Source organism: Pseudomonas sp. Sample_20 (genome assembly GCF_004307585.1).
Lineage (GTDB): Bacteria > Pseudomonadota > Gammaproteobacteria > Pseudomonadales > Pseudomonadaceae > Aquipseudomonas > Aquipseudomonas atacamensis.
In genome coordinates this window covers 65,932-88,608 of the sequence record NZ_RCOA01000082.1, presented here as the reverse complement: position 1 = coordinate 88,608, position 22,677 = coordinate 65,932, and the positions used below count along the sequence as shown (strand labels likewise).

The window sequence follows — 22,677 nt, the reverse complement described above, 5'->3', positions numbered from 1 at the left end:
TCCAGTAGCCATCGCGGGCCTCGCGTCACCTCAATACTGGGTCAGATCCGCTAACGGATGCCGCCCCTCCCAAACCTTGTGAAAGTGCGCCTCGACCACTGCATCCGGCACGTTATTGATGTCCGGCCAGTGCCAGTGCGGCTTCTGATCCTTGTCGATTAAACGCGCGCGCACGCCTTCGCTGAATTCCGGATGACGGCAGCAATTGAGGCTCAGGGTGTATTCCATCTGGAATACTTCGGCCAGCGACATGTGCCGCGCGCGGCTGATCTGTTCCCAGACCAGATGCGCGGTCAGCGGCGAGCCCTCGGTCATGGTTTTCGCCGCGCGGGCGATCAACGGATCGCTGCTGTCGCGGTGCAGGCTGATGGCTTTCCACGCACAGGCAACGTCGCTGACATCGAGCAGTTCGTCTATCTGCTGACGACGCGGCAGCCACTGCGCTTCGGGCATTTGCTCAAGTGCCTCCTGCTGCAGAGCCTTGAGCAGGCTGTTGAGCTGCATGGCGGTCTGTTCCTGCCAGTTCAATTGCAGCAGGCCTTCGATCAATTGCGGTTGCTGTTCGTCGAGCAGGAAGCGATCGGCCAGATCCAGATCCAGCGCATCACGGCCGTTGATGTGCGCGCCGGTCAGGCCGAGAAACAAGCCGAGCTTGCCCGGCAATCGGGCGAGAAACCAACTGGCGCCGACGTCCGGATACAGTCCAATAGTGATTTCCGGCATCGCCAGACGGCTGCTCGGCGTGACGATCCGCGTGCTTGCGCCCTGCAACAGGCCCATGCCGCCACCGAGCACATAACCGTGACCCCAGCAGATCAGCGGCTTGGGATAGGTATGCAGGCTGTAATCGAGGCGATATTCCGCGCTGAAAAACTGCGCGGCCAACGGCGGGACTTCGCCGGGGTGAGCGCGGCAGGCTTCGACCAGGCTGCGCACCTCGCCACCGGCGCAGAAAGCTTTGCTGCCGTTGCCGCGCAGCAGCACGCAGACGATTTGCGGGTCATTGGCCCAGGCGTTCAATTTGTCGCTGAGCGCGTTGATCATCGGCAGGGACAGCGCGTTCAACGATTTCTCGGCATCCAGGCTGGCGATGCCGATGCGGGCGCCATCGGTGCCGGTTAGTTCTTCGAAGTGCAGATTCATCGTGACCTCGATCGGGAATTTGAGCGAACAGTATGATCGCTATGGGGGAAAGTGCCGGATCTGCGTCAGATCAATTGACAAGCGTGGTCGGCTTTCCTAGGGTTCGCCCCATTGTTTTTGCCGGAAATGACCATGACTGCTGACGACCGTATCAAACTCGAACCGAGCTGGAAGGAGGCACTGCGTGCTGAGTTCGACCAGCCTTACATGGCAGAGTTGCGCAGCTTTCTGCAGCAGGAGCGGGCATCCGGCAAGGAGATCTATCCGCCGGGACCGATGATTTTCAACGCACTGAACTCAACGCCCCTGGACAAGGTGAAAGTGGTGATTCTCGGCCAGGACCCTTACCACGGCCCGGGCCAGGCCCACGGTCTGTGCTTCTCGGTGCAACCGGGCGTGCCGGCACCGCCGTCGCTGGTCAACATCTATAAAGAGCTGAAGCGCGACCTCAATATCGACATTCCCAACCACGGCTACCTGCAGAGCTGGGCCGAACAGGGCGTGCTGCTGCTCAACACCACCATGACGGTTGAGCGCGCCAACGCCAACGCGCACAAGGACAAGGGCTGGCAACACTTCACCGACCGCATCATTGAAGTGGTCAGCGAACGGCAGCCGCATCTGGTATTCATGCTCTGGGGCGCCCATGCGCAGAGCAAGCAGAAGCTGATCGACGCGACCAAGCACCTGGTGCTGACCTCGGTGCATCCGTCGCCGTTGTCGGCCTATCGCGGTTTTTTGGGCTGTGGGCATTTCAGCCGGACCAACAAGTTTCTCGAACAGAATGGCGAAACGCCGATCGACTGGCGCTTGCCACCGATTTGATGTCTCGATCGGGTTGGCCCCTTCGCGAGCAGGCTCGCTCCCACAGGAATTGTGTGCAAGCCACAAACCCCCTGTGGGAGCGAGCCTGCTCGCGAAAAGAGCAACTCGATCTCGCAGACTTAGGCGGGATGACGATTCCAATACCTGAACAACGGCTCCGCCAGAAACAGCACAAACAACAGCCGCATCACCTGCATCGCCGTCACCAGCGGCACCGACAGTTGCAGGGTCTCCGCCGTCAGGCTCATCTCGGCGATACCCCCCGGCATCATGCCCAGGGTCAGCGAACGCAGATCCAGATGGGTCAACGCACTCAAGCCCAACGCCGCCAGCGACGCGATCAACATGGTCAGCGCCGTGCCGATCAACGTCCGGCCCATGAACGACGGCGCGCGGCGGAAGAACTGCCGATTGAAGTGACAGCCCAGGCCGCTGCCGATCAGCCATTGACCGATCTGACTGCCACCATTGGGCAATCCGATGTGCAGATCCCACGTAATGCTCACCGCCGCACTGACCAGCAACGGCCCGAACAGCCATGGATTGGGTTGGCGCAGACGCTGCCAGAGCCAGGCGAGCAGGGCGCCCGCCGGAAACAGAATCGCCAGCCAGCGCCAATCGACACTGCCGGCGTGAGAAATCGGCGTGCCGTCACCGAGCAGATACTTGAACGCCGCCGGCACGCACAATACCACCACCAACACCCGCAGACTCTGCCCGGCCGCGACATGGCTGAGCAGTGCCCCATTGCGCGCGCCGAGGTTGACCATCTCCCCGGAACCACCGGGCATGCTTGAGAAAAACGCCGTGGCGCGATCCTCGCCGGTGCGGCGCATCAGCCACACGCCGACCACCGCCGACAGGCTGGTGACCAATGCACCGAAGAAGATCAAACCGAAATGACTGAGCACCTGTTCCATCACCAACGGGGTGAAGTGCAGGCCGATACCGATGCCGACGATCCACTGGCCGCACTTGCGCCCGCCAGGGATTTCCGCCAGTTGCCACGGCGTCAGGCAGCGCACCAGGATGATCGCCAGCAACGAGCCGACCATCCACGGTAGCGGCCAGCCGATCTGACTGGCGATGAAACCGCCAAGCAGACCGACCAGCGGGGTGCCCCACCAGGCTTTCAGGGACAAGCGATCAAACATCGGCAATGACGCGCCGTGCCGCCGAACGTTTACGCCAGATGCGGATCAGCGGCATCAGCAGCATGATCGCGGTGAGGATCCAGCAACCGAAGGTGATCGGACTCGACCAGAGAATCTCCAGCGCGCCATTGGAGATCGACAGGGCGCGACGCAGGTTCTGCTCCATCAGGCCACCGAGGATGAAGCCCAGCAGCAGTGGCGACAGCGGGAAATCCAGCTTGCGCAGGATGTAACCGAAGATGCCGATACCGATCATCAGGAACAGATCGAAGGTGGTCGCGTGCACCGCGTAAACGCCGATCCCGGTGATGATCGCGATGATCGGCACCAGCGCCCAGTTCGGCACGGCGAGGATGCGGGTGAATACGCGGATCATCGGGATGTTGAGGATCACCAGCATCACGTTGGCGATGAACAACGACGCGATCAGGCCCCAGACGATGTCCGGTTGCTGTTGGAACAGCAGTGGACCCGGGGTGATGTTGTACAGCGACAGCGCGCCGATCATCACCGCCGTGGTGCCCGAACCCGGAACGCCGAGGGTCAGCATCGGAACGAGAGCGCCGCACGCCGCGCCGCCGATAGCGGTTTCCGGCGCGGCCAGACCACGGGGATCGCCTTCACCGAATTTGCCGCTGGTGCCGGCGATGCGCTTCTCGGTCATGTAGGCCACGGCACTGGCGAGCGTTGCGCCGGCACCGGGCAGCACGCCCATGATGAAACCGAGCACGCCGCAGCGCACGTTGACGACGAAAACCGACGCCGCTTCCTTGAAGTTGAACATCATCCGGCCGGTGGCTTTCACCGCTTCCTGGCCGTGGTGGGTTTTTTCCAGCAGCAGAAGGATTTCGCTGATCGAGAACAGACCCAGCACCAGCACAACGAACTGAATGCCGTCGGTCAGGTGAATGTTGTCGCCGGTGAAACGGTACACACCACTGTTGGCGTCGATGCCGACGGTGGAAAGGAACAGACCGATCAGCGCCGCAATAAATGTCTTCAGCGGTCGATCACCGGCCATGCCGCCGAGACAGACAATCGCGAACACCATCAGCACGAAGTATTCCGCCGGTCCGAAGGCAATCGCCCATTTCGCCAGCAGCGGCGCAAACAGGACCATGCCGCAGGTCGCGATGAACGCGCCGATGAACGAACTCCACGCCGACAGTGACAGCGCGACACCGGCCATACCTTTACGGGCCATCGGGTAGCCGTCGAGGGTGGTCATGACGGTGGAGGCTTCACCCGGAATGTTCAGCAGGATCGAGCTGATCCGGCCGCCGTATTCGCAGCCCAGATAGACCGCCGCGAGCAGGATCAGCGCCGACTCCGGCGGCAGGCCGAGTGCGAACGCGATCGGAATCAGCAACGCCACGCCGTTGATCGGACCGAGGCCCGGCAGCAGGCCGACGACGGTGCCGATCAGGGTGCCGCACAGTGCGGTCACCAGGTTGTACGGGCTCAGCGCGACGCCGAAGCCCTGACCCAAATAGCCAAGGGTATCCATATCAGTTCTCCAGGACGCTGAGCAGGCCAAGGGGCAGCGGAACATCCATCAAGCGATCGAACAGCAGATAGAGACCAACCGCCATCAGGCTGATGATCACCACGCTCGGCAGCCAGCGGCCGCCATAGAGACGGGCCATCGGTACGCCGGTAATGATGCTGGCCACGATGAAGCCAAGGGGTTCGAAGGTGCCGGCAAACACCAGCAACAACACCACGCACAGACCGATCTTGGTCAGGGTTTCGCGATCCAGCGGCGGCTCATCCGGGTTGTGTTTGATCGGCGCCGGGCGAAACACCATGTACAGCAGCGCCAGCCCCATCAGGCCGAGCATCAGCAGCGGAAAGGCGCGCGGGCCGACCGGTTCATAGGAAAAAGCCGCTTGGTACGGCCACGCCATCAGTGCCAGGCCGGCACACACCAGCAGTAACACCGAGGCGAAAATGCGTTGAATAAGCATGGGAGCTCCTGTGCTGCGTTCCCGCGTAGGAGACGCAGCCACTAGACAGAGACGATCACTGGATCAGGCCGAACTCTTTGGCCAGCACTTTGTAGTCGGCGACCTGCTTCTTCACGTAGGTGTCCAGTTCCGGGCCGGTCATGGCGAACGGGAACAGCTCACGCTGATCGCGCAGCTTGGCGAACTCGTCGGAAGCCAGCAGTTTGTCGAACGCGTCTTTCCACCAGGCGTAGTCTTCATCGCTGACTTTTGGCCCGAGGTAGAAGCCACGCACGACCGGCCAGACGATGTCATAGCCTTGCTCGCGAGCGGTCGGGATGTCTTTCATTTCCGGTTCGTCGAGACGCTTGTCCGAGAACACCGCGAGCAGACGCATGTCGCCGCTCTGGATGTGCGGCATGGAGTCGGAGATGTCGGTACTGCCGACCTGGATGTGGCCGCCGAGCAGGGCCGTGGCGATTTCACCACCGCCTTCGAGTGCCACGTAACGCAGTTCGCGCGGGTTGATCCCGGCAGCCTTGGCGATCAGTGCGGTCTGCATCCAGTCCTGGCTGCCGACGGTGCCGCCGGAGCCGATAACCACCGAGCCTGGATCTTTCTTCAGTGCTTGAACGAGATCGTCGAGGGTCTTGTAGGGCGAATCGCTTTTCACCGCGATGGCGCCGTAGCTGGTGCCGACGGCCGCGAGCCAGCGCACGTTGGTTTCATCGAAGCGGCCGAACTTGCCCTGGGCCAGGTTCAACAGCGAACCGCTCGACCACGCCACCAGCGTGCCGGCATCTGCCGGACGTTGCGCCACTACTGCGTTGTACGCCACCGCGCCGACACCGCCGGGCATGTAGGTCACGCGCATCGGTTTGCTCAACAGCTTCTGGTTGACCAGTGCGCTCTGCACCAGTTTGCAGGTCAGGTCGAAACCACCGCCGGGGGAGGCGGGGGCGATGCATTCCGGACGTTTCGGCTCGGCCATGAGTTGGCCGGCAAACAGCATCGCGCCAGCGGCGAGAGCGACTTTACGCAGTGATACGTTCATTTGAGTCTCCAGAGGAGTTGTTGTTATGGATGGACCGAATGACCAAAGGGCAACGCGAAAGCCTAGCGGCAGGCGCAGTTTTCTCGTGGCGCGCGCGCAACGACTGAAACAACGGAGGGGATACAGGACTGCGGCGAGAAGCCGACGGTGCAACGGTGGAATCGAGCAAGGCGAGCAGGCATTACAGCCTTGGTGCGCATGGAGGGCATGCTGGGGTACTCCGTTATTGTTCTTATGAGTCGAAAACGCTTCATGGCGTTTTGCGTTGCGCTGTGTGGCGGCAGCGGCGACAGTCGAAACTGTCCGTGGGCCGACTCTAACCGGCTAACCTTTCAACAACCTTTCAATTGTCTTTCACGGTTTTTCGGGCTTCACAGCGGCGGTTGCGGCTGTAAACTCCGCGACAAAGCGTGGCGTCGGCCAACCCTGAACGAGGTAAAAATCCATGCGTGTCCTGCTCGTCGAAGACCATTTGCAACTGGCCGAAAGCGTGGCTCAGGCGCTCAAGAGCACCGGTCTGACGGTGGATGTGTTGCACGATGGCGTGGCCGCCGACCTGGCGCTGGGCAGTGAGGAATACGCCGTGGCGATCCTCGATGTCGGCCTGCCGCGCATGGACGGTTTCGAGGTGCTGGCGCGGCTGCGTGCACGGGGCAAGAACCTGCCGGTGTTGATGCTGACCGCGCGCAGTGACGTCAAGGATCGCGTGCATGGCCTCAATCTCGGTGCTGACGACTACCTGGCCAAGCCGTTCGAATTGACGGAACTGGAAGCGCGGGTCAAAGCCTTGCTGCGCCGCAGTGTCCTCGGTGGCGAGCGTCAGCAGCGCTGTGGTGTGCTGGCTTACGACCTCGACACACGGCGCTTCACCCTCGGCGACGAGCTGCTGACCCTCACGTCGCGCGAGCAAGCTGTCCTGGAAGCGTTGATCGCGCGGCCGGGGCGAGTGATGAGCAAGGAACAACTGGCCGCGCAGGTGTTCGGCCTCGACGAAGAAGCCAGCCCCGACGCCATCGAAATCTACGTGCACCGCTTGCGCAAGAAGCTCGATGGCCAGCCCGTGGCCATTGTCACCTTCCGTGGCCTCGGCTATCTGCTGGAAAGCCGCGATGCATAAGCCCAGCAGCCTGCGCTGGCGGTTGCTGTGGAACCTTGGATGGTTGCTGGTGGTGCTGATGCTCGCCAGTGGTTTGAGCGCTTACTGGAACGGTCGCGAGGCCGCCGACACCGCGTATGACCGCACGCTGCTGGCCTCGGCACGCACCATCGCTGCCGGGTTGTCGCAGCGTGATGGCAGCCTCAGCGCTGATGTGCCTTACGTGGCGCTGGACACCTTCGCCTACGACAGCGCCGGGCGCATCTATTACCAGGTCAACGACATTCACCAGAAGCTGATTTCCGGCTACGAAAATCTCCCCGGGCCACCGCCCGGCACGCCGCGTACCGACAGCTATCCGGCGCTGGCGCGCTTTTACAACGCGAAGTACAACGGCCAGAACGTGCGTGTGGTCAGTCTGCTTAAGGCCGTAAGCGAGCCGAACATGAACGGCATGGCGGAGATCCGCGTGGCTGAAACCGACGAAGCGCGGGTCAGCATGGCGCGCAGTCTGGCGGCGGATACGTTGCTGCGCCTGGGCATGTTGGCCGTGGGTGCATTGCTGCTGGTGTGGTTCGCGGTGAGTGCGGCGTTGCGCCCGCTGGAGCGGTTAAGAACCGCTGTTGAGGAACGCCAGCCCGACGACTTGCGGCCGCTGCCGCTGGTGGAAGTGCAGCATGAATTGGGACCCTTGGTCCGCGCGCTCAATCATTTCACCGAGCGTCTGCGCGGCCAGTTCGAGCGGCAGGCGCAGTTCATCGCCGATGCCGCTCACGAGTTGCGTACGCCGCTGGCCGCACTCAAGGCACGCCTGGAACTGGGCCTGCGCTCGAACGAGCCGGAGACCTGGCGCACCACCCTTGAATCGTCCGCGCAAAGCACCGATCGCTTGACCCATCTGGCCAATCAGCTTCTATCGCTGGCCCGCGTCGAGAACGGCGCGCGGGCGATTGCCGAGGGCGGCGCGCAGTTGCTCGATCTGAGCCAATTGGCGCGGGAGCTGGGCATGGCCATGGCGCCTTTGGCGCACAAGCGCGGCGTGGCGCTGGCGCTTGAGGCGGATGAACCGGTGTGGCTGCGCGGTGAGCCGACGCTGCTCAATGAGCTGCTGAGCAATCTGGTCGACAACGCGCTGGCGCATACGCCATCGGGCGGCAATGTGATTCTGCGGGTCACGGCCCCGGCGGTGCTTGAGGTTGAGGACGACGGGCCGGGCATCCCGCTGCATGAGCGCGATCGGGTGTTCGAGCGGTTTTACCGGCGCAATCAGCAGGTTGCCGGTTCAGGTCTGGGCTTGGCGATTGTCGGCGAGATCTGTCGCGCGCATCTGGCGCAGATCACCTTGCATGATGGCGAGCAGGCAGGGTTGAAGGTGCGGGTCAGTTTTATTGCCGGGTAATACCTTTGTGGCGAGGGGGTTTTGTGGCGAGGGGATTTATCCCCGCTCGGCTGCGCAGCAGTCGCGGTCCGGATCGCAGAGTCTAGGGTCGCTTCGCAACCCAACGGGGATAAATCCCCTCACTACAGGTCAGTAGAACATCGACCGCGATTCTTCCAGATCCGCGCAGAACTGCTTGTTCTCCGGATCAATCCCGAGCTTCCTGAACGCCGGCACGCTAAACGGGTCAATCCGCGCAAACGGATGATCGGTGTCCTTGCGACAGTACAAATTGGCTACTTGCACGACATCGACGTAATCGATGCGCGTCGAGTCGCGGCTGAAGTCTTGATACAGCAACGGCAAATGCACCAGGCGCTCGGGAAACTCCCAGACCCGCAGCAATTTCTCGCCGAGCAATGGGTGAATCTGCTCGATTACATGGGTCAGGCTGACCGCATCGGAGAGCAGTTCATTGTGGTCTTCGGCGTAAGTCAGAATCGGCAGCACGCCAATCTGATGCACCAGCCCGCCGAGTGCCGCCTGATCGGGTTTGAGCTGAGTGTGACGACGACACAGGGCATAGCTGACGCCAGCGATTTCCAGACTGCTGCGCCAGACTTCGCGCATCTTCTGTTCGACCACCTCGGAGCGGGCATTGAAGATCTGCTCCATCACCAGGCCGATCGCCAGGTTGCTGCTGTAGTTGATGCCCAAACGGGTGATGGCGGTGTGCAGGTCGGTGACTTCCTGCGCAGCGCGCAGCAGCGGACTGTTGACCACTTTGATCAGACGCGCCGACAGCGCGGTGTCGCGGCCGATGACTTTGCTCAGGTCGCTGACGCTGATTTCCGGATCCTCAGCGGCCTTGCGAATCTGCAGGGCCACTTCCGGCAACGTTGGCAGAACCAGGTCATCGTTATCGATGGCCGCAACCAAATCCTGTTGGACCTTTTCCGCCAGTTCGCTCATTTGGACTCTCTAGGGTGTTGCAACAATGCTGCGATCAACGCTGGATTTCGCGGTCGCGATCCAGTTCGTAAGGCAGGTCGAGCACGTGCAACGCGGGGCCTTCGAGGGCGCCCAGACGCAAATCACCGGCTTCGGCAGCTTCGGCCTGCAACACGGCCAGGAGTTCAATGTTTCCCTCGGCATTGGCCGCCAGCACTACTTCGCCGATCGAGCTGTTGTGGCTGGGGGCGAACAGTTGAGTGCCGGGCTCCGGCAACTCGGCTGCGTCGAGGCGCAAGCGGTACAGCCGACGCTTGAGCTTGCCCAGGTATTGCATGCGCGCAACGATTTCCTGGCCGGTGTAGCAACCTTTCTTGAAGCTCACCCCGCCGACCGCCTGCAGATTGAGCATCTGCGGGATGAACAGTTCGCGAGTGGAAGGCATGACCTGGCCGATACCGGCGCGGATCTGGCCCAGCAGCCATTGATTCAGTTCGCCCTCAGCCAGCGTGGCGGACAGTTGGCTTTGAATGTTTGGCGCCTGAGCGGCAGGCACCCAGAGTTCGGCGCGCTCGGGCGAGACGCGAATTGCGATCAGGCCTTCATTGCGCACAACGCTGTCGGTTTCGGCGGGCAGTGCCAGACCGAGGCTGGTCAGGGCTGCATCGCCATGTGCCAGACCGAAGCGCACCCAGGCGGCGCTTTCGTCGGTCAGTTTCGATTTGGAGAACACCGCGTACTTTTTCAGGTCGGCCAGTTGCGGCTCGAGCAGCTCGCTGGCCATCGCCATCACCACACCGTCACCTTCGAGCAGAATACGGAAGCTCGACTGCATCCGGCCTTTCTGTGTGCAGCGGGCGCCGAGGCTGGCGCGGGTGTCGCTCAGGTAATTGATATTGCAGGTCAACTGGCCTTGCAGGAATTTTCCGGCGTCCGCACCGCGAACCGCGAGTACGCCTTCATGAGACAGGGTGCAGAAAAAAGCAGAATCGGCCATGGGTCATCGCAGGGTAAATAGACTGGGGCACATCATAAGGGGGCAGGGTTGAAATGGGTAGTTGATAAAGGATCAAGGGTCCCCGACCAAAGCCGACTGTGCGGCCCGCGCCGGGGCTGTATACTGCCCGGCAAATTCGAGGAGGGCTCCATGGTCGAACAAGTTGAACTGAATCGCCTCTTTTGGCACAGCCGTCGCGGCATGCTTGAGCTTGACGTGCTGCTGGTGCCGTTCGTGCAGGAGGTTTACGCGACGTTGAATCAAGTAGATCGCGATCTGTACGTGCGTTTGCTGACCTGTGAGGATCAGGACATGTTCGGCTGGTTCATGGAGCGCAGCGAGTCGGAAGATCCCGAGCTGCAACGCATGGTCCGGATGATTCTGGATCGTGTCCAGCCCAAGTAATACGTTCGAATGCCGCTGGCATGCCTCACGGCAGTTGCTGGCGGCGTATCTGTTGGCCCAGGCGTTCGCCATGGGCTCGTTGTTTCTTCTGTCGATTCCGCTCTGGGCCAGTCTGCTCGGCGCTTGCGCCTGTGCGCTGCACGGTTTTTGGATGCTGCCACGGCAGATTCTGCTGAACCATCCGCAAGCATTTTGCGGCTTGCGCCGCGATGGCGATGGCTGGCAGGTGTGGAATCAGGCTGATGGCTGGCAAGCGGTGCAACTGCGCCCGGACAGTCTGGCGCTGCCGTTGATCGTGGTGCTGCGCTTTCGCCTTCGCGGAGAGTGGCGGGTCAGGTCGATCTGCGTGCCACGTGACTCGCAGGCAGCGGATCTGCACCGACGCCTGCGAGTGCGGCTCAAGTTCAGCCGGCGTAGGTGGGCGGCACCAGAATAGTGTCGAGCGCTTCGGGCAGCATATCCGGATAGTCGAGGGTGTAATGCAGCCCGCGACTTTCCTTGCGTTCCATGGCTGAGCTGATCATCAATTCGGCAACCTGTGCCAGGTTGCGCAACTCGATCAGGTCGCGGCTGACTTTATAGTTGCTGTAGAACTCATCGATCTCATCCAGCAGCAGACGCACCCGATGCTGCGCCCGTTGCAGACGCTTGTTGGTGCGCACGATGCCGACGTAGTCCCACATGAACCGCCGCAGCTCGTCCCAGTTGTGCGCAATGATCACGTCTTCATCCGAGTCGGTCACCTGACTGGCATCCCAGACGGGCAGGGCGCTTGGCGCCGCGACGTCATCGAGTTGCGCGAGAATGTCCGCCGCTGCCGAACGGGCATAAACGAAGCATTCCAACAGCGAGTTGCTGGCCATGCGGTTGGCGCCGTGCAGACCGGTGAAACTGGTCTCGCCTATGGCGTAGAGCCCGGGTACATCGGTGCAGCCGTGCTGATCGACCATCACGCCGCCACAGGTGTAGTGCGCGGCGGGGACCACCGGGATCGGTTGTTTGGTGATGTCGATGCCGAAGCCCAGGCAGCGTTCATAAACAGTCGGGAAGTGAGTTTTTACGAACGATTCAGGCTTGTGGCTGATGTCGAGATATACGCAGTCGACACCCAGGCGCTTCATTTCATGGTCGATGGCCCGCGCGACAATGTCACGAGGCGCCAGCTCGGCGCGTTTATCGAAGCGATACATGAAGCGCTCGCCGTTGGGCAGCTTCAAATGCGCGCCTTCGCCACGCAACGCTTCAGTGATCAGGAAACTCTTGGCTTGCGGGTGATACAGGCAGGTCGGGTGGAACTGGTTGAATTCCAGGTTCGCCACCCGGCAACCGGAACGCCAGGCCATGGCGATGCCGTCACCGCAGGCGCCGTCGGGGTTGCTGGTATAAAGGTAGACCTTGGCTGCGCCGCCCGAGGCCAGAATCACGAACCTTGCGCCGTAGGTGTCGACTTCGCCGGTGGCGCGGTTCAGCACGTAAGCGCCCAGGCAGCGATCGCCTTCCATGCCCAAGCGGCGTTCGGTGATCAAATCAACGGCGACGCGCTGTTCCAGCAATTCGATGTTATCGCGCTCTTTAGCCTGGGCCAGCAAGGTCTTGAAGATCGCAGCGCCAGTGGCGTCGGCAGCATGGATGATCCGTCGATGGCTGTGGCCACCCTCGCGGGTCAGGTGAAATTCGAAACCACCGTCTTCAGTGCCGGACTGTTCGTCGCGGGTGAACGGCACGCCTTGGTCGATCAGCCATTGGATGGCTTCGCGGCTGTGCTCGACGGTAAAGCGTACGGCGTCTTCATGGCACAAGCCGCCGCCCGCATTGAGGGTGTCGTCGACATGGGATTCGACCGTGTCGGTATCGTCGAGCACGGCGGCAACGCCGCCTTGGGCCCAGAAGGTCGAACCGTTGGCGAGATCGCCTTTGCTCAATACGGCAATGCGCAGATGACCGGGCAAGGTCAAAGCGAGAGTCAAACCGGCAGCACCGCTGCCAATCACCAGAACATCGTGTTGGAACTGTTGGCTCATTTCAGGATTCCGCTCAAAGCGACCCGGGTCGGGGTTGGCGCAAGACAGCTGGATCGGCGAGTCAAGACAGCCACACAGCCCACTAGTATATAGAGGGGTTGGGCGGCACAATAGCCGGGCCCAGATGGCATTGTGAGACTACCGCGCAGTAAAAAGCGCTGTGCTTCGTCGGAAGTTTTTTTCATCGGTTTTGAAAAATGACACCTGTATCGGCGCTGAAACAGTCTTTTCCGAGCAGGGTTGCGCAATGTCAGGTGGGTACGGCTATAAAATAATTGGAACTTTTGCCAAAGGCCCAAGATCAATAGACGGTGCCAGAAACCAGGGACAGTGTCGGCTTCAGTGCGGAATCTGCGTTTGGATTCCTGCCGGCGAAACCGATAACAAGATTATTCGCGCAGCCGGTTTATCCCGCGCTGCGTTTTTCGTGCGTGCCAAATCAGAGCCCGCAGGAAACTTGCTTGGAGGGGGAGAACTTTTGCGAAAAGCCCGAGTCTATGTTTGCAAGTCTGGTCGTTTAGTAATGCAAGTCTCCTCCGGGCTTATCGAGGAGTGTTCATGCTAACCCAGGAAGAGGATCAGCAGCTGGTCGAACGCGTACAGCGTGGCGACAAGCGAGCTTTCGATCTGCTGGTGCTGAAATATCAGCACAAAATTCTCGGGTTGATCGTGCGTTTTGTGCACGACACCCATGAAGCCCAGGACGTTGCTCAGGAAGCCTTTATCAAGGCGTATCGGGCACTTGGAAATTTTCGCGGTGACAGTGCGTTTTATACGTGGCTGTACCGTATTGCCATTAACACGGCAAAGAACTACCTGGTTTCCCGCGGCCGTCGGCCGCCGGATAGCGATGTAAGTTCAGAGGATGCAGAGTTCTACGATGGCGATCACGGCCTCAAGGATCTCGAATCACCAGAACGTGCATTGCTGCGGGATGAGATCGAAGGCACTGTCCATCGGACCATCCAGCAACTGCCAGAGGATTTGCGTACGGCTTTAACTTTACGTGAATTCGATGGTCTGAGTTACGAGGACATTGCGAGCGTCATGCAGTGTCCGGTGGGTACCGTGCGCTCCCGGATTTTCCGCGCTCGGGAGGCCATCGACAAAGCCCTGCAACCGTTGTTGCAGGAAAACTGAGACAGCGGCGACAGCCAAGAGAGGAACGCCATGAGTCGTGAAGCCCTGCAGGAATCGCTGTCCGCAGTGATGGATAACGAAGCGGACGAACTGGAATTGCGTCGAGTGCTCAGCGCACTGGATGATGTTGATACCCGGGAGACCTGGGCTCGTTACCAGATCGCTCGGGCAGCCATGCACAAGGATCTGCTGCTTCCGCGTCTGGATATCGCTGCGGCAGTGTCCGCTGCGCTGGAAGACGAAACGGCTCCGGCCAAAGTATCCCGCAGCCCATGGCGTAACCTGGGTCGCCTCGCTGTTGCCGCTTCGGTAACCGTGGCCGTTCTGGCCGGTGTTCGCCTGTACAACCAGGACGAAATTGCTGGTGTTGAACTGGCGCAGCAGTCGAACCAGCCTACTCTGGCCACTCCACAGGTCAAAGGTCCGGCAGTTCTGGCTGGTTACAGCGAGAGCTCGGAAGCGACTGGCCCTATGGCTAACGGCGTTCTGCAAGGTCAGCCAGGCTGGCATGACCAGCGTCTGCCAGGCTATCTGCGTCAGCACGCTCAGCAGGCTGCACTCAAAGGAACTGAAAGCGCGCTGCCATACGCACGTGCCGCAAGCCTGGAAAACCGTTAAGGAGGATCATGCGCGCCATCCCTCTACTTTCGCTTCTGCTCAGTGGCTGGTTCATAGTTCCAGCCCACGCTGACGAGGCCCAGGACTGGTTGACCCGTCTGGGCCAGGCCGAGCAGCAGCAGAGCTTCCACGGCACTTTCGTTTACGAGCGCAACGGCAGTTTTTCCACGCACAACATCTGGCATCGCGTCCAGAATGGCCAGGTCCGCGAGCGTTTATTGCAGCTCGACGGTTCGGCTCAGGAAGTCGTGCGCATTGATGGACGTACTCAATGCGTCAGCGGCACCCTGATTGCGGGATTGGGTGATTCACCCAACGCTGCCGCCCGTGCGCTGGATCCCAAAAAGCTGAAGAATTGGTATGACCTTGCCGTCATTGGCAAGTCGCGCGTGGCCGGCCGTGATGCAGTGATTGTGTCGCTGACGCCTCGTGATCAGCACCGTTATGGTTTCGAGTTGCATCTGGACAAGAAAACCGGGCTGCCGCTCAAGTCGTTGCTGTTGAACGACAAAGGGCAGTTGCTCGAGCGTTTCCAGTTCACCAGCCTCGATACGGATGAAATCCCGTCGGACAAGGACTTGTTGGCGGACCCGGATTGCAAGCCGATCAACATTGCAAGCGACAAGGCTTCTGCAGCGAAAACCGTGCAAAACTGGCGTTCGGACTGGCTCCCGCCAGGCTTTGAGCTGACCAGCAGCAGTTCGCACAAGGATGCGCAGACCAAGACTCAGGTCAGCAGTCTGATGTATGACGATGGTCTGGCGCGTTTCTCGGTGTTCCTTGAACCGTTGAACGGTGCAACCGTTACCGATACCCGTACCCAGTTGGGCCCGACCGTCGCGGTATCCCGTCGCCTGACCACGCCGCAGGGTGAAATGATGGTCACGGTGGTTGGCGAGATCCCGATTGGCACCGCCGAACGAATCGCTCTATCGATGCGTAACAACGATGGCGCTGCGACCAGCAAGCAGTGAGCTGATTTCAGTCATTTCCACTTCGTCGTCGAGACGTCGAAATGTTTGCTGAGCATTTTCATTTGCAAAACCCCTGAAAATTTTTTATAGGTCAGAGCCTCACGGCTCTGGCCTTGTTTGTTGTTCCCGGAACAAAAATGCCGGTCTGTGGTTTCCGGTGTTCCTTTGCTCCATATCGCTTAACCCTGCTCGTCGTAACGGGAGCTGTATGTCGATACCAAGTTTGAAGTCTTACCTTTCCATCTTCGCCACCTTGCTGTTGCTCGGTCAGGCGGTGCCTGCTGCGCAAGCGGCCGATCTGCCTGATTTCACCCAGTTGGTCGAACAAGCGTCGCCAGCGGTAGTGAATATCAGTACCACGCAGAAACTGCCGGACCGTCGCGTGAATCAGCAGATGCCGGATCTGGAAGGCCTGCCACCGATGCTGCGCGAATTCTTCGAGCGCGGCATGCCGCCTCAGCAGCGCTCGCCACGTGGCGATGGCCGCCAGCGAGAAGCGCAATCGCTGGGCTCGGGTTTCATCATTTCGCCGGATGGCTACATCCTCACCAACAATCACGTGATCGCCGATGCTGACGAAATCCTCGTCCGTCTGGCTGACCGCAGTGAGATGAAAGCCAAGCTGGTCGGCACCGACCCCCGCTCTGACGTGGCGTTGCTGAAAATCGAAGGCAAGGATCTGCCGGTGCTCAAGCTCGGCAAATCCCAGGACCTGAAGGCTGGCCAGTGGGTTGTGGCGATCGGTTCGCCATTCGGTTTTGACCACACCGTGACCCAAGGCATCGTCAGCGCCGTCGGTCGTAGCCTGCCAAACGAAAACTATGTGCCGTTCATTCAGACCGACGTGCCGATCAACCCGGGCAACTCCGGTGGCCCGCTGTTCAACCTGAACGGTGAAGTGGTCGGCATCAACTCGCAGATCTACACCCGCTCCGGTGGCTTCATGGGCGTCTCGTTCGCCATTCCGATCGACGTGGCGATGGACGTTTCCAATCAGCTCAAGAGCGGTGGCAAAGTCAGCCGCGGCTGGCTGGGCGTGGTCATTCAGGAAGTGAACAAGGATCTGGCCGAGTCGTTCGGTCTGGACAAGCCAGCTGGCGCGCTGGTAGCGCAGATCCAGGATGACGGCCCTGCGGCCAAGGGCGGCCTGCAGGTTGGCGACGTGATACTGAGCATGAACGGTCAGCCGATCGTCATGTCCGCCGATCTTCCGCATCTGGTCGGCGCGCTGAAGGCTGGCGCCAAAGCCAATCTGGAAGTGATTCGTGAAGGCAAGCGCAAGAACGTCGAGCTGACCGTCGGCGCAATCCCGGACGAGGACAAGGAGCTGGCAGGTCTGCCGAAATCCGGCGCTGAAAGCAGCAGCAACCGCCTCGGTGTTGCGGTCGGTGAATTGACCGCCGAGCAGAAGAAAACCTACGACCTCAAAGGCGGTGTGGTGATCAAGGAAGTGCAGGACGGTCCTGCGGCCCTGATCGGTCTGCAACCGGGTGACGTGATCACCCACCTGAACAATCAAGCCATCGGCTCGGCCAAGGAGTTCACCGACATCGCCAAGGCGTTGCCGAAGAACCGTTCGGTGTCGATGCGCGTGCTGCGTCAGGGCCGTGCCAGCTTCATCACCTTCAAACTGGCGGAATAAGCCAGCAACAAGGTAAAAAAGAAACCGCCTCGAAAGAGGCGGTTTTTTTGTGTCTGCAGTTTTTGTCTTGTCTCGAAAGACTCAGCCCATCATGTCCTTGACCATACGCTCCTGCTCCATCAGCTCGCGCTGGCGGGCATCGATGCGCGAGGACAACGGGAAGTTGTTGCCCGCCTTGCGCTTGGCGAAGTCCAACTGCTGGATGGCCTGGCGGTAATCGCCGACCAGTGCAAAATACTCGGCGCGCGCCTGATGCAGGCCGATGATGTTGCCCGACAAGCCGCGGGTTTCAGCAACCTGATACCAGACGTCCGGATCATCCGGGCGTGACTTGAGCAGGCTGTCGAGAGCCTTCTCGGCATCGGCGGCGCGATTCTGTTTCAACAGCAGATCGACGCGCACCTGATTCAGCGGGTAGTTACCCGGGAACTGCGTAAGCATGCGGTCGACCCGTGACTGCGCATCAGGCAGACGATTGTTGGTGATGTCCAGATCGACCTGCGCGAGGTTGTAGATGATCTCGTTCGGCGACTTGGCCAACAATTGCTTGAGGTTCTCTCGCGCTTCGTTGAGCTGGCCGCCCTTGATCTGCGCGATGGCGAGGCCGTAACGCGCCACATCGTTTTTCGGGTTCTCATCGAGCAGGGCGCGGAAACGCTTGGCGCCCAGCCCCGGGGTTTCTTCGTAGATCAACTGCACCCGCGCGCGAATCAACTGGTAGCGCATGCTGTCTTCGATGCCGCCCGGTTTCGCCTGCTCGGCGCGGTTGCGGGTGTCGGCGATACGCGATTCGGTAACCGGGTGAGTCAGGAGGAATTCCGGCGGCTTGGCGTCAAAGCGGTACTGGCGCATCAGGCGTTCGAACATGGTTGGCATCGAACGCGGGTCGTAACCGGCCTTTTCCAGGTTGAGGATGCCGATGCGGTCCGCTTCCTGTTCGTTCTGCCGCGAGAAGCGCCGTTGTTCCTGCAACGCCGCAGCCTGGGTGCCGGCGATGGTGGCGATGCCGGCATCACCGCCGCCTGCCGCCGCGATGACGATACCCGCCAGCAACGCGGCCATCATCGGCACCTGCATTCTTTGTGAGGCTTCGACGCCGCGAGCGAAGTGTCGTTGCGACAAGTGCGCCAATTCGTGAGCGAGCACCGAGGCGTATTCACCTTCGGTCTGGGCGTTGAGGAACAGGCCGCCGTTGACCCCGACCACGCCGCCCGGCGCTGCGAAGGCGTTGAGTTGTGGGCTGTTGATCAGGATGAATTCCAGGCGTCGGTCGGAGACCTGGCTGGTCTCGACCAGCTTGTAGACGCTGGATTCGACGTAATCCTTGAGCTGCGGATCGTTGAGCTGGGAAACCTGACTGCGCAGCATGGCCAGCCAGGCGCGGCCGAGCTGGTATTCCTGTTGCGGCGAGACAATGGCAGAGCTGGCGTCGCCGAGTGACGGCAGATCGTCGGCAAAGCCTGGTGAGGCGAGCAGGCAAGCGAGCGTCAGCAGGGTAGGGCGCAGAAAAGTCATGCACAAAGCCTTGGAGGTCAAAGACCTTACTGTAGCCGGACACCGAAGCCGCGACCAGATATTCTAGGCAGCTCGACAACGAACCGGAGTGACGCAATGACTGACGCTGTAGCCCATGACGTGGAACTGGACGCCAGTGGCCTGAACTGTCCGTTGCCGTTGCTCAAGGCAAAAATGGAACTCAACAAACTGCACAGCGGCGCTGTGCTCAAGGTGATCGCCACCGATGCCGGCTCGCAACGCGACTTCCGTACCTTTGCCAAACTCGCCGGTCATGTGCTGTTGCGCGAAGAAGACGAGGCTGGCGTCTACCGTTACTGGTTGAAAAAAGCCTGAAGCGCCGCGCCTAAAATCGAAGGGATTATTGATGTTCAAAGTGTTACGCGACTGGATTCAGCGCTACTTCTCCGATGAGGAAGCGGTGGTGCTGGCAGTGCTGCTGTTTCTCGCCTTCACCGCCGTGCTTACCCTCGGCGGCATGCTTGCGCCGGTTTTGGCCGGGATGGTGCTGGCGTATCTGATGCAGGGCCTGGTGGTGACGCTCGAGCGGCTGCGTGTGCCCGGCGGGGTGGCCGTGGGGCTGGTGTTTGCGCTGTTCATGGGCGCGCTGATGCTGTTTATCGTCGTGGTGCTGCCATTGCTGTGGCATCAGTTGATCACCCTGTTCAACGAGTTGCCGGGCATGCTCGCCAAGTGGCAATCGCTGCTGCTTCTATTGCCCGAGCGCTATCCGCATCTGGTGTCTGACGAGCAAGTCCTGCAGGCGATCGAAGCGGCGCGGGGCGAGATTGGCAAGTTCGGTCAGTGGGCACTGACTTTCTCGTTGTCGAGTTTGCCGCTGCTGGTGAACATCATGATCTACCTGGTTCTGGTGCCGATTCTGGTGTTCTTCTTCCTCAAGGATCGGGCGATGATTGGCGAATGGGTGCGTGGCTATCTGCCTCGCGAACGCGCGCTGATCACCCGCGTCGCCCAGGAAATGAACCGGCAGATCGCCAATTACATACGTGGCAAAGGCATCGAGATCGTGATTTGCGGCGGCGTGACCTACATCGCCTTCATCGCGCTGGGCCTGAACTACGCGGCGCTGCTGGCGTTGCTGGTCGGCTTGTCGGTGGTGGTGCCGTATGTCGGTGCGGTAGTGGTGACCGTACCGGTGCTGCTGATTGCGCTGTTCCAGTGGGGCTGGAGCGATCAGTTCATCTACCTGATGGCGGTCTACGGAATCATTCAGACGCTGGACGGCAACGTACTGGTGCCGTTGCTGTTTTCGGAAGCAGTGAATCTGCATCCGGTGGCAATCATCTGCGCGGTGCTGTTGTTTGGCGGGTTGTGGGGATTCTGGGGGGTGTTTTTTGCGATCCCGCTGGCGACGCTGTTCAAGGCTGTGCTGGATGCGTGGCCGCGCAAGGAGCCGGTGGTGGCGCCGTTGCTTTAAATCGGGGTGAGGCTTTTGGCCTCATCGCTGGCAAGCCAGCTCCCACAGGTTTTGTATGTGCTGAACCCTGTGGGAGCTGGCTTACCAGCGATGGCGTCGGTGACGACGCAGCAAAAACATCAGGCTTTATTCAGAACCTCAGCCGCCGCCAGCACGGCATCAACATGCCCCGGCACTTTCACGCCACGCCATTCCTGACGCAGCACACCGTCCTTATCAATCAGGAAAGTGCTGCGATCAACGCCCAGGTATTCCTTGCCATACAGCTTTTTCAGCTTGATCACGTCGAACAACTGGCAAACCGCCTCGTCCTTGTCACTGATCAGTTCGAAGGGGAATTCCTGTTTGCCTTTGAAGTTTTCGTGCGACTTCAAACTGTCGCGGGAAATGCCGAAGACTTCGGTGTTGGCAGCCTTGAACGCCGCATATTGATCGCGAAAGCCTTGGCCCTGAGTGGTGCAGCCCGGGGTGCTGTCCTTCGGGTAGAAGTAGATCACCACTTGCTTGCCCTTGAGTTCGGACAGGCTGACGGTCTGCCCGCTGGTCGCAGGTGCGGTGAAATCCGCAACCGGTTGGTCGATGACTACGGCCATGAAAGCTTCCTTACATTGGGTTTTGTGGGCGCCAAGGCTCGATCAGGGCATCCAGGTTCATCGCGTCGGCGAAATCGAGGAACTGATCGCGCAGCCAACTGATCTGGGTGTTGGCCGGCAGGGTCACGGTGAACGTAGCGTTGAGCATGGTGCCGCCGGTCTGTGGCGCCTGATAGGTGTCGCAGGTGAGGTTTTCCAGCTCGACGTTGTGGTCCATGAAGAACTGGCACAGCTCATTGATGATGTCCGGGCGATACGCCGAGCTGACGTAAGCCACGTAAGGCAGCGCCTGCGGGCGATTTTCCAGAGCGGCGCTGCGCACCACGTTGACGGTGAAAGCGTGACGCTTGGCCAGCAATGGCAGGCTGCCTTCGAGGCGCGCGAGGGCGTCCCAGCTGCCGGAAATTTCCAGCACCAGGGCGCTGCACTCGCCGTGGCGGGTCAGGCGAGAGGTGACGACGGCGCAGCGGTTTTCATGGCTGGCGCGGCACAGGACGTTGGTCAGCTCCATGGGGTTGGCGCCGAGGGCACTGATGACAAGGAATTGTTCGCGAACTGTGGGGGTGGACATGCAGCATTCCTAAAGCGATGAGCGGTCGGTAGGTTGACGGGCGTTGGTGGCCGGGCGTGCCTGTTCTGGCGGTCCGTATAAAGAGCCCCGGCCAGCGTTCGCGGCTCGCTCCACTGTGCGGGAGCGCGTCGATGCGACGCAGGAACGGGGCCTGGGAGGCCGAAAGGGGAGGCTGAAACCCGGCGTACAAGCTGATCTGTACCGATCAAAGTCTGAAGGGTAGCGAAAAGCGGCGCCAAGGGGAATGGCGGCGGCGCAGTACTTCGCTTGTGCAAGCATCTTGGCGCCAGTACCATTACCGCTCTCTTTTTCCGGCAGGAGCGGTTTCATGATTGCGGGCAGTATGGTGGCACTGGTCACTCCCATGGATGCACAAGGGCGTCTTGACTGGGACAGCCTCAGCAAACTCGTGGACTTCCACCTCAAGAACGGCACCCATGCCATCGTCGCCGTCGGTACTACCGGCGAGTCGGCCACCCTTGATGTAGAAGAGCACATCGCCGTCATCAAAGCCGTGGTCAAACAGGTTGCCGGGCGCATTCCGGTCATCGCCGGCACCGGCGCCAATTCGACCCGCGAAGCCGTCGAGCTGACCCGCAACGCCAAGGCCGCCGGCGCCGATGCCTGCCTGCTGGTGGTTCCTTATTACAACAAGCCGACCCAGGAAGGCCTGTACCAGCACTTCAAGCACATCGCTGAAGCGGTCGACATTCCGCAGATTCTCTACAACGTTCCCGGCCGCACCTCCTGCGACATGCAGGCCGAGACGGTGATTCGCCTGTCCACCGTGCCGAACATCATCGGCATCAAGGAAGCTACCGGCGACCTCAAGCGCGCCAAAGCGATCATCGAGGGCGTGAGCAAGGATTTCATCGTGCTGTCCGGCGATGATCCGACCGCTGTCGAGCTGATCCTGCTGGGCGGCAAAGGCAACATCTCGGTCACCGCCAACGTCGCCCCGCGCGAAATGGCTGACCTGTGCGAGGCTGCGCTCAAGGGCGACGCCGATACCGCACGCGCAATCAACGAAAAACTGATGCCGCTGCACAAGGATCTGTTCATCGAAGCCAACCCGATTCCGGTGAAGTGGGCTTTGGTCGAAATGGGCCTGATGCACGAAGGCATCCGCCTGCCACTGACCTGGCTGAGCACCCCTTGTCATGAAACGCTGCGCTCGGCCCTGCGCCAGTGCAACGTCCTGGTTTAATTGAGGAAG

The 22,677-nt window shown here is 60.6% G+C and carries 23 protein-coding genes; 12 read left to right on the top strand and 11 right to left on the bottom strand.

Going from position 1 to position 22,677, the window contains the following annotated elements:
* Positions 1–30: 30 nt before the first annotated feature.
* Positions 31–1,143 carry an enoyl-CoA hydratase/isomerase family protein gene (locus D8U70_RS17840; RefSeq protein WP_071174665.1) on the bottom strand — a complete coding sequence of 371 codons (1,113 nt, stop codon included), beginning with the start codon at positions 1,141–1,143 and terminating at the stop codon, positions 31–33.
* 132 nt (positions 1,144–1,275) lie between these two features.
* On the opposite strand from D8U70_RS17840, the gene ung reads away from it, so the two are divergent.
* Positions 1,276–1,968 (top strand): uracil-DNA glycosylase, encoded by a 693-nt coding sequence (gene ung, locus D8U70_RS17835; RefSeq protein ID WP_056783514.1) that lies wholly within the window; start codon positions 1,276–1,278, stop codon positions 1,966–1,968.
* A gap of 119 nt (positions 1,969–2,087) precedes the next feature.
* Here ung and D8U70_RS17825 read toward each other — a convergent pair whose 3' ends face one another.
* Genes D8U70_RS17825 through D8U70_RS17810 form a run of 4 tightly spaced genes read right to left on the bottom strand, consistent with a single transcriptional unit; the run spans position 2,088 to position 6,122 of the window.
* The gene (locus D8U70_RS17825) at positions 2,088–3,122 is read right to left on the bottom strand and encodes an AbrB family transcriptional regulator (protein WP_122602179.1); all 1,035 of its coding nucleotides are present in this window, start codon (positions 3,120–3,122) and stop codon (positions 2,088–2,090) included.
* Positions 3,115–4,629, bottom strand: a complete 1,515-nt coding sequence (locus D8U70_RS17820) for a tripartite tricarboxylate transporter permease (RefSeq protein ID WP_016771277.1) — start codon at positions 4,627–4,629, stop codon at positions 3,115–3,117. The genes D8U70_RS17825 and D8U70_RS17820 overlap by 8 nt, the downstream gene beginning before the upstream one ends.
* Before the next feature lies 1 nt (position 4,630).
* Complete coding sequence (locus D8U70_RS17815) at positions 4,631–5,089, bottom strand: tripartite tricarboxylate transporter TctB family protein (RefSeq protein WP_016771276.1); 459 nt, start codon at positions 5,087–5,089, stop codon at positions 4,631–4,633.
* Between the two features lie 55 nt (positions 5,090–5,144).
* Positions 5,145–6,122: a tripartite tricarboxylate transporter substrate binding protein gene (locus D8U70_RS17810; protein WP_016771275.1), complete on the bottom strand. Its 978-nt coding sequence runs from the start codon at positions 6,120–6,122 to the stop codon at positions 5,145–5,147.
* Positions 6,123–6,567: 445 nt separating this feature from the next.
* Between D8U70_RS17810 and D8U70_RS17805 the strand changes: the two genes are divergently transcribed.
* Together D8U70_RS17805 and D8U70_RS17800 are read left to right on the top strand one after the other, a co-directional pair.
* Positions 6,568–7,239, top strand: a complete 672-nt coding sequence (locus tag D8U70_RS17805) for a response regulator (protein ID WP_024011992.1) — start codon at positions 6,568–6,570, stop codon at positions 7,237–7,239.
* Complete coding sequence (locus D8U70_RS17800) at positions 7,232–8,617, top strand: sensor histidine kinase (protein ID WP_024011993.1); 1,386 nt, start codon at positions 7,232–7,234, stop codon at positions 8,615–8,617. The genes D8U70_RS17805 and D8U70_RS17800 overlap by 8 nt, the downstream gene beginning before the upstream one ends.
* A gap of 129 nt (positions 8,618–8,746) precedes the next feature.
* Here D8U70_RS17800 and D8U70_RS17795 read toward each other — a convergent pair whose 3' ends face one another.
* Together D8U70_RS17795 and D8U70_RS17790 are read right to left on the bottom strand one after the other, a co-directional pair.
* Positions 8,747–9,568, bottom strand: coding sequence for an HDOD domain-containing protein (locus tag D8U70_RS17795; RefSeq protein ID WP_016770675.1), 822 nt, complete (start codon positions 9,566–9,568; stop codon positions 8,747–8,749).
* Positions 9,569–9,602: 34 nt separating this feature from the next.
* A complete protein-coding gene (locus D8U70_RS17790; protein ID WP_073473073.1) occupies positions 9,603–10,544 on the bottom strand; it encodes a folate-binding protein YgfZ in 942 nt (313 codons plus the stop codon).
* Positions 10,545–10,694: 150 nt separating this feature from the next.
* Between D8U70_RS17790 and D8U70_RS17785 the strand changes: the two genes are divergently transcribed.
* The gene (locus tag D8U70_RS17785; protein ID WP_007911418.1) at positions 10,695–10,949 is read left to right on the top strand and encodes a succinate dehydrogenase assembly factor 2; all 255 of its coding nucleotides are present in this window, start codon (positions 10,695–10,697) and stop codon (positions 10,947–10,949) included.
* A complete protein-coding gene (locus D8U70_RS17780) occupies positions 10,933–11,385 on the top strand; it encodes a protein YgfX (RefSeq protein ID WP_130929417.1) in 453 nt (150 codons plus the stop codon). Before D8U70_RS17785 ends, D8U70_RS17780 begins: the two co-directional genes overlap by 17 nt.
* Here the strand turns inward: D8U70_RS17780 and nadB are convergent.
* Positions 11,354–12,970 carry an L-aspartate oxidase gene (nadB, locus tag D8U70_RS17775; protein WP_122691666.1) on the bottom strand — a complete coding sequence of 539 codons (1,617 nt, stop codon included), beginning with the start codon at positions 12,968–12,970 and terminating at the stop codon, positions 11,354–11,356. The genes D8U70_RS17780 and nadB overlap by 32 nt on opposite strands.
* Positions 12,971–13,528: 558 nt before the next feature.
* Here nadB and rpoE point away from each other — a divergent pair.
* The 4 genes from rpoE (at position 13,529) to D8U70_RS17755 (ending at position 17,344) form a co-directional block, all read left to right on the top strand.
* On the top strand, positions 13,529–14,110 hold the full coding sequence (gene rpoE, locus D8U70_RS17770) for an RNA polymerase sigma factor RpoE (protein ID WP_003172477.1): 582 nt from the start codon (positions 13,529–13,531) through the stop codon (positions 14,108–14,110).
* 30 nt (positions 14,111–14,140) lie between these two features.
* A complete protein-coding gene (locus D8U70_RS17765; RefSeq protein ID WP_008077804.1) occupies positions 14,141–14,728 on the top strand; it encodes an RseA family anti-sigma factor in 588 nt (195 codons plus the stop codon).
* Between the two features lie 8 nt (positions 14,729–14,736).
* Entirely contained in the window at positions 14,737–15,702 is a 966-nt protein-coding gene (locus D8U70_RS17760; protein ID WP_016771272.1) for a MucB/RseB C-terminal domain-containing protein, read from the top strand.
* Between the two features lie 208 nt (positions 15,703–15,910).
* Positions 15,911–17,344 carry a DegQ family serine endoprotease gene (locus D8U70_RS17755; RefSeq protein ID WP_130929416.1) on the top strand — a complete coding sequence of 478 codons (1,434 nt, stop codon included), beginning with the start codon at positions 15,911–15,913 and terminating at the stop codon, positions 17,342–17,344.
* Between the two features lie 81 nt (positions 17,345–17,425).
* Here the strand turns inward: D8U70_RS17755 and D8U70_RS17750 are convergent, their stop codons facing one another.
* Positions 17,426–18,859 (bottom strand): M48 family metalloprotease, encoded by a 1,434-nt coding sequence (locus D8U70_RS17750; protein WP_024011999.1) that lies wholly within the window; start codon positions 18,857–18,859, stop codon positions 17,426–17,428.
* 96 nt (positions 18,860–18,955) lie between these two features.
* Between D8U70_RS17750 and D8U70_RS17745 the strand changes: the two genes are divergently transcribed.
* Positions 18,956–19,195 (top strand): sulfurtransferase TusA family protein, encoded by a 240-nt coding sequence (locus tag D8U70_RS17745; protein WP_130929415.1) that lies wholly within the window; start codon positions 18,956–18,958, stop codon positions 19,193–19,195.
* A 31-nt stretch (positions 19,196–19,226) separates the two neighbouring features.
* Positions 19,227–20,297: an AI-2E family transporter gene (locus tag D8U70_RS17740; protein ID WP_016771268.1), complete on the top strand. Its 1,071-nt coding sequence runs from the start codon at positions 19,227–19,229 to the stop codon at positions 20,295–20,297.
* A gap of 119 nt (positions 20,298–20,416) precedes the next feature.
* Here the strand turns inward: D8U70_RS17740 and D8U70_RS17735 are convergent, their stop codons facing one another.
* Together D8U70_RS17735 and D8U70_RS17730 are read right to left on the bottom strand one after the other, a co-directional pair.
* The gene (locus D8U70_RS17735) at positions 20,417–20,890 is read right to left on the bottom strand and encodes a peroxiredoxin (RefSeq protein ID WP_130929414.1); all 474 of its coding nucleotides are present in this window, start codon (positions 20,888–20,890) and stop codon (positions 20,417–20,419) included.
* Positions 20,891–20,900: 10 nt separating this feature from the next.
* The gene (locus tag D8U70_RS17730) at positions 20,901–21,461 is read right to left on the bottom strand and encodes a glycine cleavage system protein R (protein WP_071174673.1); all 561 of its coding nucleotides are present in this window, start codon (positions 21,459–21,461) and stop codon (positions 20,901–20,903) included.
* A 328-nt stretch (positions 21,462–21,789) separates the two neighbouring features.
* Between D8U70_RS17730 and dapA the strand changes: the two genes are divergently transcribed.
* Positions 21,790–22,668: a 4-hydroxy-tetrahydrodipicolinate synthase gene (gene dapA / locus D8U70_RS17720; protein WP_122505812.1), complete on the top strand. Its 879-nt coding sequence runs from the start codon at positions 21,790–21,792 to the stop codon at positions 22,666–22,668.
* Positions 22,669–22,677: the final 9 nt, after the last annotated feature.